14 protein-coding genes are annotated in these 12,326 nt (G+C 72.4%); 7 read left to right on the forward strand and 7 right to left on the reverse strand.

The features are described 5' to 3' along the window. Positions 1-13: 13 nt before the first annotated feature. The 4 genes from PV341_RS09660 to PV341_RS09675 form a co-directional block, all read right to left on the reverse strand. Entirely contained in the window at positions 14-1,726 is a 1,713-nt protein-coding gene (locus tag PV341_RS09660) for an ABC transporter substrate-binding protein (protein WP_500357373.1), read from the reverse strand. Positions 1,727-1,886: 160 nt separating this feature from the next. Further along, entirely contained in the window at positions 1,887-2,003 is a 117-nt protein-coding gene (locus PV341_RS09665; protein WP_500357375.1) for an Ms4533A family Cys-rich leader peptide, read from the reverse strand. Positions 2,004-2,043: 40 nt separating this feature from the next. Beyond that, positions 2,044-3,435, reverse strand: coding sequence for a DUF3152 domain-containing protein (locus PV341_RS09670; RefSeq protein WP_500357377.1), 1,392 nt, complete (start codon positions 3,433-3,435; stop codon positions 2,044-2,046). A gap of 4 nt (positions 3,436-3,439) precedes the next feature. Next, positions 3,440-4,408, reverse strand: a complete 969-nt coding sequence (locus PV341_RS09675) for an alpha/beta fold hydrolase (protein ID WP_500327969.1) — start codon at positions 4,406-4,408, stop codon at positions 3,440-3,442. 185 nt (positions 4,409-4,593) lie between these two features. On the opposite strand from PV341_RS09675, the gene PV341_RS09680 reads away from it, so the two are divergent. From PV341_RS09680 to PV341_RS09695, 4 genes are all read left to right on the forward strand, one after another. After that, positions 4,594-4,812: a hypothetical protein gene (locus tag PV341_RS09680; protein ID WP_499513808.1), complete on the forward strand. Its 219-nt coding sequence runs from the start codon at positions 4,594-4,596 to the stop codon at positions 4,810-4,812. A 100-nt stretch (positions 4,813-4,912) separates the two neighbouring features. Further along, entirely contained in the window at positions 4,913-5,548 is a 636-nt protein-coding gene (locus PV341_RS09685) for a TetR/AcrR family transcriptional regulator (protein ID WP_499513807.1), read from the forward strand. Between the two features lie 134 nt (positions 5,549-5,682). After that, positions 5,683-5,913 carry a DUF3107 domain-containing protein gene (locus PV341_RS09690; RefSeq protein ID WP_499513806.1) on the forward strand — a complete coding sequence of 77 codons (231 nt, stop codon included), beginning with the start codon at positions 5,683-5,685 and terminating at the stop codon, positions 5,911-5,913. Between the two features lie 147 nt (positions 5,914-6,060). Further along, positions 6,061-6,336, forward strand: a complete 276-nt coding sequence (locus tag PV341_RS09695; RefSeq protein WP_500327971.1) for a hypothetical protein — start codon at positions 6,061-6,063, stop codon at positions 6,334-6,336. 60 nt (positions 6,337-6,396) lie between these two features. Here the strand turns inward: PV341_RS09695 and PV341_RS09700 are convergent, their stop codons facing one another. Then, positions 6,397-7,131, reverse strand: a complete 735-nt coding sequence (locus tag PV341_RS09700) for a ferritin-like fold-containing protein (protein ID WP_499513804.1) — start codon at positions 7,129-7,131, stop codon at positions 6,397-6,399. Between the two features lie 485 nt (positions 7,132-7,616). Here PV341_RS09700 and PV341_RS09705 point away from each other — a divergent pair, with 485 nt between their 5' ends. Next, positions 7,617-9,293 carry a DEAD/DEAH box helicase gene (locus tag PV341_RS09705; RefSeq protein ID WP_500327972.1) on the forward strand — a complete coding sequence of 559 codons (1,677 nt, stop codon included), beginning with the start codon at positions 7,617-7,619 and terminating at the stop codon, positions 9,291-9,293. A 128-nt stretch (positions 9,294-9,421) separates the two neighbouring features. Then, positions 9,422-10,303: an alpha/beta fold hydrolase gene (locus tag PV341_RS09710; RefSeq protein WP_500357378.1), complete on the forward strand. Its 882-nt coding sequence runs from the start codon at positions 9,422-9,424 to the stop codon at positions 10,301-10,303. On the opposite strand, the gene PV341_RS09715 is transcribed toward PV341_RS09710, so the two are convergent. After that, positions 10,300-11,208 carry an NYN domain-containing protein gene (locus tag PV341_RS09715; RefSeq protein ID WP_431960347.1) on the reverse strand — a complete coding sequence of 303 codons (909 nt, stop codon included), beginning with the start codon at positions 11,206-11,208 and terminating at the stop codon, positions 10,300-10,302. The genes PV341_RS09710 and PV341_RS09715 overlap by 4 nt on opposite strands. Before the next feature lie 231 nt (positions 11,209-11,439). On the opposite strand from PV341_RS09715, the gene PV341_RS09720 reads away from it, so the two are divergent. Continuing rightward, complete coding sequence (locus PV341_RS09720) at positions 11,440-11,580, forward strand: DUF8834 family protein (protein ID WP_086020735.1); 141 nt, start codon at positions 11,440-11,442, stop codon at positions 11,578-11,580. Positions 11,581-11,687: 107 nt separating this feature from the next. On the opposite strand, the gene PV341_RS09725 is transcribed toward PV341_RS09720, so the two are convergent. Next, the gene (locus PV341_RS09725) at positions 11,688-12,302 is read right to left on the reverse strand and encodes a MarC family protein (RefSeq protein WP_499513801.1); all 615 of its coding nucleotides are present in this window, start codon (positions 12,300-12,302) and stop codon (positions 11,688-11,690) included. Positions 12,303-12,326: the final 24 nt, after the last annotated feature.

Genomic DNA, 12,326 nt, shown 5'->3' on the forward strand with positions numbered 1-12,326 from the left:
ACGTCGGTCGTGGTCACTTGACCGCGACCTGCGAGACGTCGAGGACGCCGGTCCAGTCGCTGATGACGACGTTCTTGACGTCCTTGCCGTACAGGCGCTTGTAGACCGGGTGGACCAGCGGCACGGTCAGCGCCTGCTCGCCGATCTTCTTGTCGAGGGCGCCCCAGCGCACGGCGGCGGCCTTGAGGTCGGTGAGCTTGTTGATCTCGTCGATCTCCTGGTTCACGGCAGGGTCGTCGAGCTGGGCGTTGTTGAAGTTGTAGCCGTCCTTGACGATCTGCCGGCCGTCGAAGATCGGGGCCAGGAAGGGGCCGCCGGACGGCCAGTCGGCGCCCCAGCCGGCGAGGAAGAAGCCCGGCTCGGTCTTGAGGCCGTGGATCTTCTCGCTGTAGGCGCTGGACTCCAGGCCCTCCAGCTTGACGGTGATGCCGGCCTTCTTCAGGGCGTCCTGCAGCGCGGTGGCGACCTCCGGGCCCTGCTCGTCGCCGCCGCTGCTGTCGTGGGTCAGCGTGACGGTCAGGCCGTTCGGGTAACCGGCCTCCTTCAGCAGCTCCTTGGCCTTGGCGGCGTCACCGCTCTTGCCGGCCGGGAACGCGTCGTACGGGGTGTAGCCGAAGGACTCCTGCGCGGGCAGGAAGGTGGTGGCCGGCTCGGCGAGCGAGGAGCCGCCGAGGGCGTTGACGACGGTGCTGCGGTCGACCGCGTAGGAGATCGCCTGGCGCACCTTGGGGTCGTCGAACGGCTTCACCTTCGGGTTGAAGGAGACGTAGTCGGTGTAGCCGAAGTGCCCGGTGCCGACGCGGCCCGCGAGCTCCTTGTCGCCGGTGATCTTGGCGAGTTCGGCGGCGGTGAGGTTGGTGTCGGTGGTGACGGCGGCGGCGTCCTTGCCCGAGCCGGAGGACAGCCGCTGGTTGATCACGGCGGCGTCGAGGCCGGAGCGGACGTCGATGCGGTCCGGGTAGGCCTTGCGCTCCTCGTCGGTCTTCGGGTCCCAGTGGGTGTTGCGCTCCAGGACGAGGTGCTCGCCGTCGTTCTCGTTGCCGACGACCTTGTACGGGCCGGAGGAGAACGGGTGGTTCTCGTACTTGGTGCCGGTGTCCTTGGCCTTCGGCACGGGGGCGAAGGAGGTCTGGGTGGCCAGGAACGGGAAGTCGCCCTCGGGCTTGTTCAGGTGGAAGACGATGGTCTTCGCGTCCGGGGTCTCGATGGAGGCCAGGCCGCCCTTGTCCTTGTACGGGCCCTGGTACTCCTTGCCGCCGACCAGCCAGTCGCGCAGGTAGGGGGCGCCGCCGGACAGCTCGGCGGCGAAGGAGCGCTCGATGCCGTACTTGATGTCGGCGGTGGTGATCGCGCTGCCGTCCTCGTACTTCAGGCCGTCCTTGAGGTGGTACGTCCAGACGGTGGCGTCCTGGTTGGGCGTGCCGGTGTCGGTGGCCAGGTCGGGGACGACCTTCGCGCCGTCCGCGCCGTTCTCGCGGTTGCGGGTGGTCAGCGTGCGGAAGACCAGGCCGGGGACGTTGCCGCCGCCGGAGGTGTAGAGCCGCGCCGGGTCGAAGTCCTCCTGCGGGGACTGGTTGAGGACGTAGAGCGTGCCGCCCTTGGCCGGCTTGCCGTCGGCCGCCTTGGCCCCGCTGTCCTCCGGGCCGCAGGCGGCGGCGCCGCCGGTGATCGCCAGGACGACGACTGCCGCTGCGAGGCGGCGAGGTGTGACGGACAGGTGAGACATCGAAGATCCCTTTCGCGGCTGCGAGGTGGAGAGGGCGGGGCTGGGGAAGGCCCGCAGGCAGCGGCGACGGCCTCATGAGGAGGCCGTGAAGGATCGATCGAATGTCGAGCACTGTGCCCACGGGCGGGAAGGTCCGGGGCGGGAGGGAAGAACGTGCCCTTTACGCGCCCGGCACCGTGGAGCGCCGACACAGGATGTCGGCCACGCTGTGCCCGGCCACGCCGATGAGCGCCAGCTCGATGCTGGCGTCGGCGTCTGTGGCGGGGCTGTGCGGCATGCCGAAAACATTGAACGATTAATCGCCCGATGTCAAAAAGCTAGCCCCGGGGGTAGGGCCAGGCGTTGGGCTTGCAGGTCAGGCCCCCGTAGGAGAGGAACTTCGTCTGCTGCATCATCACCGGGGCGAGGGCACCCTGCTTGGGGCAGAGCACATGGTCGTAGCCGAGCCGGTGCCCGACCTCGTGGTTGATCAGCATCTCGCGGTAGGCGGGCATGCGGTCCGGGCCGTAGGTCTCCGACCCCTGCGCCCAGCGGTACGCGTTGATCATCGTCCGGGGAGTCGACGCCGCGTCACATGACACGTTGTCAACCGTCGTGTCCAGGCCGGACTTCGCGCACCAGGTGGCCGTGGTACCGGGACTGGCCAGGGTGATCACGATGTCGGCCGGGCCCGTTGAGACCCGCTCGAAGGTGCGGGACCCGGCGTGCGCCCAACTCCGCTTGTCGTTCAGCGTCTTGTAGACCGCGTCGGCGAAGAGCCGGCCGTCCAGCGGCAGGCCCTTCTCGACGTCCACCCGCACGCGCAGCAGCTCGCCCTTGCCGGGGGCCTTCTCGTGGCCGGCCACGGTCTGGAACGTCCCCGCCAGGCTCAGGTCCTGGTCGAGCGGGTAGCGCCGGACCATCGCCTGGTCGTAGGTGAGCGGGGCGGTGACCGCGGACGGTGAGGTCGAGGGGGTCGCCCGGCCCTGGGAGCGGGACGCGGAGTCGTCGGTGCCCCGGCTGCCGCCCGGTGCCGCGGCGGCGGACGAGTGACGCTTCTCACCTCCGGCGGCCATCTGGCCCGCGACGACGACGGCCAGCACCGTCACGACCGCCGCGGCGCCGGCGCCGCTGAGCGCGCGAGTCCTGACGCCCTTCTTGGGCCGTTCGGGTTGTCCGTCGCTCTCCCCTGCCTCCGCGGCACCCTCCACGGGTGCCCCGGGTCCCGTGGTGGCGGAGGGTGCGTCGAAGGCCGCGACGAAGTCCCGCCGTGGACCGGGGCCGCCACGGGCTCCCGTGCCGGGCGCCCGGCGCTGGCGCGGGAAGCCCGGTATTCGGGGCGCGGTGAAGAGGTCCGCGTCGAGGGGGTCGTCGTCCTCCGGGTACTCCGTGCCGAGCGCGGTGTCCGCCAGCTCCGCGGGCCGGGTCCCGCGCGGCGTGCGCGGCGGGGCCCAGGAACCGGCCCGGCCCCAGGCCGAGTGCTCGCGGTGCTCGGGGTGGGAGTGGCCCGGGACGTCGTCGTGACCGTGCCCGGCGTCCCCGGGCCGGAAGCCGTCCCGCCCGCCCGGCACGGAACCACCGGGCACCTGGCCCGGTCCGCCCGGCCGCTGCGGGGTCGTCGTCCCCGGGCCGGAACGCCGGCGGCGGCCGGTGCCCGAGTTGCCGCCGGCTATGCCCGGTACGTCGTCGCGGCGGCCGTCGCGGCCGCCCGGTGCGCTGTGCCTGCCCATGAAGTCAGTGATCCGTCCGCGCGTCCGTGGCGTCCAGCAGTTCGCGGAAGGCCCGCTCCACCGCATCGGGGTGCTCCATCATCGCGACGTGCCCGCTGTCGGGGAGCGTCAGCAGCCGCGAGTCACGGAACGTCCGGGCGGCACGGTACGCCATCCGGGGGGCCACCAGCTTGTCCTTGCCCCCGTACACCAGCAGTGTCGGCGCGAGCACCCGCTCGGCCTGCCGCCACAGGTTGTGCTGGCCGCCCAGCGTGTAGGCGTCCACGATGCCGCGCGCCGAGCGGGTCAGCGCGTCCCAGAAGTACGGCAGCGCCAGCCGGCGCTCGTACTCCGTGGCGTGCTCGGCGAAGGACTCCTCGCTGACCTGCGACGGGTCGCCGTAGCAGAGCCACAGCAGCTGCCGGGTCCGCCGTTCCACGGACCAGTCGCGGGTGGCGCGGGCCACCAGCGCGGTCGCACCCGGCAGCCCCAGGAACGCGGTCGGCCAGGCGCCGTACTGGGGCGGCACCTCCGGCAGCGCGGGCGAGATCAGCGTCAGGGTGCGGACCAGGTCGGGCCGGGCCGCGGCGACCTTGGTGACGACGGCTCCCCCCAGCGAGTTGCCGAAGAGGTGCACGGGCCCGCGCCCGGAAGCCTCCAGCAGGCGCACGACGGCGCGCGCGTGCCCCCCGATCGAGTAGTTGCCGTCGTCCGGCGGCGGGGAGTGCCCGAAACCGGGCAGGTCCAGGGCCTCGCAGGACACCCGGTCCGCCAGCAGCCGCATCAGCGCCGACCAGTTGGAGGACGACCCGCCCAGGCCGTGCACGAAGAGCGCGGGCGGCAGCCCTTCGGCCTGCTCCGCCCGCGATCGTACGGTCAGCGTCCGGCCCGGCAAGGCCACGGTCCGCACCGTCTCCCCGTCCCCGGCTCTGGCTCCCGAAGGCGGTACGGGCACGGCGGCGAACGCGGCTTCAGGCGACTCCGTCGAGGACATGGGGCAATGTTACGAGGTGATCACGCGTGCGCTCGTGTGTTCGCACTCACACGCGTCGTGGGGATTTTCCGCCCCATCCGTCACTCTGCACACCCCGTCCCTGTCTCCTACGCTCGCAGAAGGGGAAAGAGGGGGACAGTGGTAGCAGCGGGGGACGGCAGCGCACGACCAGACGGGAGGTGCCCGTGTCCGACGACATCGAGACCTTCGACGACGACGTCATCGACGACCTGGAGGATGCCGAGACCGACATCGAGGCGCCCGAGGCGGACATCGCCGAACAGCACCTCGAACTGCTGCAGCACCGCGATGTCCCGATCACCGAACGCCCCGACGACGCCGATCCGGCGGACGTGGCCGAGCAGCGCAGGGTGGTGGAACTCGACGAGGACGACTATCGCTGAGTTCCACTTGGTGAGAATGTGCGTTCGCACAGCGCATGCCCCCGCTACCGAAAAGTACGATGGCACCCGCAGCGCAGAACGACATCACATGGGAGGCGGCGTGACAGCCATCGAGCAGACTGAGGCGCGCCCTCGCGGCACACGCCTGCCGCGCCGGGCCCGGAGAAACCAGCTGCTGGGCGCAGCCCAGGAGGTGTTCGTCGCCCAGGGCTACCACGCCGCCGCGATGGACGACATCGCGGAGCGCGCGGGCGTCAGCAAGCCCGTGCTCTACCAGCACTTCCCCGGCAAGCTCGAGCTCTACCTGGCCCTGCTGGACCAGCACTGCGAGGCCCTGCTGGACGCGGTGCGCACCGCCCTGGCCTCCACCAGCGACAACAAGCAGCGCGTGGCGGCCACCATGGACGCCTACTTCGCGTACGTGGAGGACGAGGGCGGTGCCTTCCGCCTGGTCTTCGAGTCCGACCTCACCAACGAGCCGGCCGTCCGCGAGCGCGTCGACAAGGTCGCGCTGCAGTGCGCCGAGGCGATCAGCGAGGTCATCGCCGAGGACACGGGGCTGACCACCGAGCAGTCCATGCTGCTCGCCGTCGGCCTCGGCGGCGTCTCGCAGGTCGTGGCCCGTTACTGGCTCTCCAGCGGCAGCTCCATGCCCCGCGAGACCGCGGTGCAGTTGCTGACGTCGCTGGCCTGGCGCGGCATCGCGGGCTTCCCGCTGCACGGCGCCGAGCACTGACCCTCCGCACGGCGGCTGTTCGCTCTGGGCGTGCCCGTCGGCCGGTGCCCCGGTGCCGGGCGCGGCTAATGTGTCCTGCGTACGGCGCGATTTCCAACCGCGCACACCGCAGACCGTTCGGAGGGACAAAAGCCGTGGAGGTCAAGATCGGCGTGCAGCACGCGCCGCGCGAGATCATCATCGAGAGCGCGCAGACGGCCGAGGAGGTCGAGAAGGCCGTCGCCGAGGCGCTCACGGGCACCGCCAAGCTGCTCAGCCTCACCGACGAGCACGGAAAGCGCGTGCTCGTGCCGGCCGAACGGCTGGCCTACGTGGAGATCGGTGAGCAGGCGGCGCGCCGGGTGGGCTTCGGCGCCCAGCTCTAGGGCAGGGCAGAGCAGGTCAGAGCCTCGCCGCTCGCGCACCGGGACGACGCACGGCGGGTCACCCCCGAATGGGGTGACCCGCCGTTTCGCTGTGCGGGCCCGCGGGGTAGGACCCGTGCGACCGAAGTCTCCGGGAGGGGCCGCACGATGATGTGGGAAGCGCTCGCGTTCGCCGCCGTCGGACTGTCCGTCGCGTACGCCGCGACCCGGATGCTCCCCCGGCGCCTTCTTCCCGCGGCGACGCTGGTGCTCGCCACGGGAACGGTCGCCGCCGTCCTCGGCGGTCTCGTCACCCGCACCGTCCTCGGCTCGGACCGGTTCCTGATCAGCCTCGCCGTGTCGGTGGGGGTGGCGGCCGCCCTGCTCTCGCTGCTGGTGCGCCCGCCGCGGAGCGCCCGCCGGTCGGCGCCGCGCACGGCCTGAGCCGCACGGCCTCCGTACGGCTGCTCCCCACGGCTCCCCCACGGCTACGGCCCGGACCGCTCAGGCGGCCAGGCCCAGCGCCGCCATCCGCTTGGTGTGGGCCTCGGTGATCCGGGTGAACATCCGGCCGACCTCCGCGAGGTCGAAGCCGTCCGCGACCCCGCCGACCAGCATCGTGCTGAGCGCGTCGCGGTCCGCCACGACCCGCTGCGCCTGCGACAGCGCCTCGCCCATCAGCCGGCGCGCCCACAGCGCGAGCCGCCCGCCGACCCGCGGGTCGGCCTCGATGGCGGAGCGCACCTTCTCCACCGCGAAGGAGGCGTGGCCGGTGTCGTCCAGCACGGCCAGCACCAGCTCGCGGGTGTCGGCGTCGAGGCGGGCGGCGACCTCGCGGTAGAAGTCGGACGCGATGGAGTCGCCGACGTACGCCTTGACCAAACCCTCCAGCCAGTCCGACGGCGCGGTCAGGCGGTGGAACTCGTCCAGTGCGGCGGCGAAGGGCTCCATCGCCGCGGTCGGGTCCGCCTCGACGGTGGTGAGCCGCGCGCGGAGCTGCTCGAAGTGGTGGAACTCGGCGGACGCCATCGCCGCGAGCTCCGCCTTGTCCTCCAGGGACGGCGCGAGCTTGGCGTCCTCCGCGAGCCGCTCGAAGGCGGCCAGCTCGCCGTACGCGAGTGCCCCGAGCAGGTCCACGACCGCCGCGCGGTACTGCGGGTCCGCGGACGCGGCGGCCCAGTCCTTGGCGGCGATGGTCGTCTCGGCGGGGGTGTCGGCGGGGGTGTCAGGCGTCTCCATGCTGCGCACAATAGCCAACCCCACCAGCGCGGCAACCATCCCGTGCGGGCCCGGCGCGCGGAAGCCTCGGCGTGACCTGTCCCACGTACCCCGAAATCCATCCGCCGCAGGTGTGTGATTCCGGGGTACAGTGATATGGACCCGCCAGGTGACCCGGCGGGTCACGCATGAATGGATGCCCGGTCGGTGGCCCGATCGGCTCCTACCGACCGCCCTCCCCACGTGGGGAGGGGCCCGTATCGCGGCGCGCGCGAGGGCAGCGGTCCCGCGCACCTCGGCCACCCAGGGCCGTACGACACCTCGCGCGGTCAGCGCAGTTCCCTGCGCTCGACCCTCCCCCGTTCACACGCTCAGCGCCGCGTCCCAAACAGAAGAGGCAGAGCATCCTGACCACCATCACGACTTTCCGTGACCTGGGGATCCTCCCCGAGACCGCCGAGGCCCTCGAGGCCGTCGGCATCACCACCCCCTTCCCGATCCAGGAGATGACGCTCCCGGTCGCCCTCGCGGGCAACGACGTCATCGGCCAGGCCAAGACCGGCACCGGCAAGACCCTGGGCTTCGGCCTCCCGATCCTGGAGCGGGTCGTCGTCCCGGTCGACGTCGAGGCCGGGCGCGCCAAGCCCGAGGACGTCGTCGACGGTCCCCAGGCCCTGGTGATCGTCCCCACCCGCGAGCTGTGCACGCAGGTCACCAACGACCTGCTCACCGCCGGCAAGGTGCGCAATGTGCGCGTGCTGGCGATCTACGGCGGCCGCGCGTACGAGCCGCAGGTCGAGGCCCTGAAGAAGGGCGTCGAGGTGGTCGTCGGCACCCCGGGGCGTCTGCTGGACCTCGCGGGCCAGAAGAAGCTCAACCTGCGCAACGTCCGCGCCCTCGTCCTCGACGAGGCCGACGAGATGCTCGACCTGGGCTTCCTCCCCGACGTCGAGAAGATCATCGAGATGCTGCCGGTCAAGCGGCAGACCATGCTCTTCTCCGCGACGATGCCCGGCGCCGTCATCGGCCTGGCGCGCCGGTACATGTCGCAGCCCACGCACATCCGCGCCACCTCGCCGGACGACGAGGGCGCCACCGTCGCCAACATCACCCAGCACGTCTTCCGCGCCCACTCGCTGGACAAGCCGGAGCTCGTCTCCCGCGTCCTGCAGGCCGAGGGCCGCGGTCTGGCGATGATCTTCTGCCGTACCAAGCGCACCGCGGCCGACCTCGCGGAGCAGCTGGAGCAGCGCGGCTTCGCCTCGGGCGCCGTCCACGGCGACCTCGGCCAGGGCGCCCGCGAGCAGGCGCTGCGCGCCTTCCGCAACGGCAAGGTCGATGTGCTGGTCTGCACCGACGTAGCCGCCCGCGGCATCGACGTCGAGGGCGTCACCCACGTGATCAACTACCAGACGCCGGAGGACGAGAAGACCTACCTCCACCGCATCGGCCGCACCGGCCGCGCGGGCGCGTCCGGCACGGCGATCACGCTGGTCGACTGGGACGACATCCCGCGCTGGCAGTTGATCAACAAGGCGCTGGACCTGCCGTTCAACGCCCCGGAGGAGACGTACTCCACCTCCACCCACCTCTACGAGCTGCTCGGCATCCCCGAGGGCACCAAGGGCGTCCTGCCGCGGGCGGAGCGCACCCGGGCCGGCCTCGACGCGGAGGAGATCGAGGACCTCGGCGAGACCGGCGGCCGCGGGCGCGGCCGTGGTGGCCGCAAGTCCGGCCCGGCCGCCTCGGCCGAGGCGGAGGAGCGTCCGGCCCGCACCCGTACGCCGCGCCAGCGCCGCCGCACCCGCGGCGGACAGGCGCTCGACGGGGCGTCCGCCGAGGCGGAGGCGGTCGTCGAGACCGTCGAGGCCCCGGCCGCCGAGGCTCCGGCTCCGCGCCGCCGTCGCCGCACCCGTACGGGCTCGGGCACGTCGGGCACGTCGGGCACGTCGGGCGCCGAGACCGTCGCGGCCGCCGCGGCCGCCGCCCCGGTGGCCGAGGAGGTCCCGGCCCCCCGCCGTCGCCGTACGCGGTCCGGCGCCGCCACCGGTGCCGAGACTGCGGCCGCCGCCGAGGCGGCGACCCCGGAAGCGGCTCCCGCAGAGGGCGAGGGCGCGGCCAAGACCGTCCGCCGCCGTCGCCGCACACGGACGGCCAAGCCGGCCGACGAGGCCACCGGCTGACGCGACACCCGTACCCGGACGGCCGGGCGCCCCTCGTGGGGCGCCCGGCCGTCGGCGTTCGCCCGCGCGGCGCCGGAGGTCGGGGCCCGCGTCGTGTGGGGGCAACCCGGCCCGGCTAGCCTCGGCGCATGAGCCGACCGCCGTTCCTGACGCTGCCCGAGAACGCCACCGCGTACCCCCTGGAGACGGCCCGCGGCCCCTTCGCCGTGCTGGACGCCGTCCCACCGGCCGGCACGCCGCGGCGCGGCACGGCCCTGCTGGTGCCCGGGTTCACGGGCAGCAAGGAGGACTTCGTCGCGCTGCTCGAACCTCTCGCGGCCGCCGGCTACCGCACGGTCGCCGTGGACGGCCGGGGCCAGCACGAGTCGCCGGGCCCGCGGGACGAGGCGGCGTACGCACAGGCCGAACTGGCCGCCGACGTCGTCGCGCAGACCGCCGCACTGGGCACCGCTCCCGGCGAGCCGGTGCACCTGCTGGGGCACTCGATGGGCGGCCTGGTCGTCCGCGCCGCCGTTCTGGCCGAGCACGGCGACGGCGCCGCCCTGCCCTGGGCGTCGCTCACCCTCATGAGCTCCGGCCCGGCCGCCATCGAACCCGCCCAGCAGGCCCGTACGAAGCTGCTGCTCGAGGCGCTGTCCGCGATGGACATGGAGGGCGTGTGGCGCGCGATGCGCGAGCCGGACGCCGAGGACCTCGAAGGCACGGCGAACGCCGAGGGCGCGGTCGAGGAGTTCCTGCACCGCCGCTGGCTGGCGACGGCGCCCGAGCAGCTGACGGCCACGGGCCGGCAGCTGCTCGACGAGCCGGACCGGGTGGCGGAACTCGCGGCCGTACCGCTGCCGAAGCTGGTGCTCTCCGGCGCGGTGGACTACGCCTGGCCCGTCCCGTGGCTGGACGCGATGGCCGAGCGCCTCGGCGCCCGCCGCGTGGTGATCGAGGGGGCCGAGCACTCCCCCAACGCCGAGCAGCCGGCCCGCACCGCCGGCGCACTGACCGGCTTCTGGGGTTAGAGCCGCGCCTGCAGGTGCTCCCAGAACCCGTCGCGCAGCACGCGCCGCAGGTCGGCGTGGCCGCGCAGCGAGATGTTGAGCATGCCCTCGGCCTCGACGAGCAGTTCCTGGTCGTAGGCGGGCGGCAGGTACGGGTGGCCGGGCAGCAGCTCGGCCAGGGAGTCCCGGCCGCGCGTCGCCAGCCACTGCGAGGCGACCCGGGCCCCGACGAAGTGCACGTCCTCACGGGTCGGGATGGGCCCGGTGGGGATCGGCGCGTCGCCGTAGACGGGGGCCGTGCGCCGGGTGATGTACGGCTTGCAGAAGTCGAGGTCGAGGGTGCGCAGGCTGTCGACCTCCCACAGCAGGGGGTCGGCCTGGTTGCGGCCGTCGGCGGCCTCGATGCCCCACAGGTGGACACGGGCGCCGTAGCCCTGGGCGGCCTCGACCGCGGAGACCAGGTCCTCGTCGCCGCCGATCAGGACGGCGTCGCTGATGGCGCGGTGCCGGGCCAGTGACTCCAGGTCGCTGCGGATCAGCGAGTCGACGCCCTTCTGCTGGCGGCTGGCGTTGAGGTTGCCGAGCCGCACCTTGACGTCGGGGAGCTCGGCGATGCGTTCCTGCTCGGCGGTGTGGATGCGGCGGCGGGCACCGTCGTACCAGTAGACGCGCAGCAGGCGGCTGTCGGCGAAGAGGGTGCGGGCCCGGTCGATGAAGGCCTCGATGATGCCCTCGGCGTCGAGTTCGAAGGCCCTCCGGTCCTCGGTGCCCGCGACGAGGCGACCGGCCGCGGCGTACACGTACCCGGCGTCGACGAACACGGCGTGGGTCGCCGGGGTCGTGGCGACCTCGGCGAGCACCCGCTGCAGGAGCTCGTTCGTGCGCTCGATGCCGGCGGCGATGGCGGAAAGGGCGTCGTCGTTCATAGAGATCACATTGTCCGGCGGTTCCGTCCGCACACACAACCGGAACCAGGACCGCCGGTACCGGTGGCTACCCACCGGTAGATGCGTGGGAAAAATTTTCTTTAGGACAGGGAAGGTTTTCGCGGGGGCAACTGTTGTTGATACATGAATGACCCAGGCAAGTAACGGCTGCGAAGCAGCCCCGTACTCCAATGGAGGAGTGCCCGGACGAAGGGAGAAGCCGTGAACACCATGCGCTTCGAGATCATGCGCCTCAACGACCAGGACGGTCGTGCCGTCGACTGCACGGTCGTGGACGCCGCCTCCGTCGACCAGATCGTCCAGCAGGCCGCCGCGATCGGCCAGCGCATCTACATCCGCCCGGCCCAGTAAGGCCCCGTCACCCCGGCGTGGCCGCACGGCCGGACGCCATGAACGCGAAGGGCCCCGTGCACCACGGTACGGGGCCCTCGTCGCGTCCGGATTCCGCCGACGGTCCGTCAGCCCTCGCCGCGGATGAAGCCGAAGACCCCGTTGGCGATCTGCTGCACCGCGATCGCGGAGAGCAGCATGCCGGAGAGCCGGGTGACCAGCACCACACCGCCGTCCTTGATCAGACGGATGATCACCAGCGAGTAACGCATCGTCAGCCAGAGCACCACGTGCATCGCGACGATGGCGACCCACACCGACAGCTGCTGCCCGAACCCGTGCGCGCGCTGCACCGCGAGGATCACCGTCACGATCGCGCCCGGCCCGGCGAGCAGCGGCATGCCGAGCGGCACCAGCGCGACGTTGACGTCCTTGGTCTGGGTGGGCTCGTCCGCCTTGCCGGTGAGCAGGTCGAGGGCGATGAGCAGCAGGAGCAGACCGCCGGCGATCATCAGGGCCGGCACCGAGACGTGCAGGTAGTCCAGGATCTGCTGGCCGCAGATGCCGAAGACGGTGATGACGCCCAGCGCGACGGTGGCGGCCTGCCAGGCCATGCGGCGCTGGACCTTGGCCGCGCGGCCGGAGGTGAGGGCGAGGAAGATCGGGGTGATCCCGGGCGGGTCCATGATCACGAAGAGCGTGACGAAGACCGACCCGAACAGGGTGAGGGAGAACAGATCCATGGGCCTTGCGAAGGGTTGCGGGGG

The organism is Streptomyces sp. PA03-1a (assembly GCF_033792805.1).
GTDB lineage: Bacteria > Actinomycetota > Actinomycetes > Streptomycetales > Streptomycetaceae > Actinacidiphila.

Coding starts and splice junctions, on each gene's coding strand:
- PV341_RS09660 (WP_500357373.1), bottom strand. CDS start 1,726: ATGTCTCACCTGTCCGTCACACCTCGCCGCCTCGCAGCGGCAGTCGTC.
- PV341_RS09665 (WP_500357375.1), bottom strand. CDS start 2,003: ATGCCGCACAGCCCCGCCACAGACGCCGACGCCAGCATCGAGCTGGCG.
- PV341_RS09670 (WP_500357377.1), bottom strand. CDS start 3,435: ATGGGCAGGCACAGCGCACCGGGCGGCCGCGACGGCCGCCGCGACGAC.
- PV341_RS09675 (WP_500327969.1), bottom strand. CDS start 4,408: ATGTCCTCGACGGAGTCGCCTGAAGCCGCGTTCGCCGCCGTGCCCGTA.
- PV341_RS09695 (WP_500327971.1), top strand. CDS start 6,061: ATGATGTGGGAAGCGCTCGCGTTCGCCGCCGTCGGACTGTCCGTCGCG.
- PV341_RS09700 (WP_499513804.1), bottom strand. CDS start 7,131: ATGGAGACGCCTGACACCCCCGCCGACACCCCCGCCGAGACGACCATC.
- PV341_RS09705 (WP_500327972.1), top strand. CDS start 7,617: ATGACGCTCCCGGTCGCCCTCGCGGGCAACGACGTCATCGGCCAGGCC.
- PV341_RS09710 (WP_500357378.1), top strand. CDS start 9,422: ATGAGCCGACCGCCGTTCCTGACGCTGCCCGAGAACGCCACCGCGTAC.
- PV341_RS09715 (WP_431960347.1), bottom strand. CDS start 11,208: ATGAACGACGACGCCCTTTCCGCCATCGCCGCCGGCATCGAGCGCACG.
- PV341_RS09720 (WP_086020735.1), top strand. CDS start 11,440: ATGCGCTTCGAGATCATGCGCCTCAACGACCAGGACGGTCGTGCCGTC.
- PV341_RS09725 (WP_499513801.1), bottom strand. CDS start 12,302: ATGGATCTGTTCTCCCTCACCCTGTTCGGGTCGGTCTTCGTCACGCTC.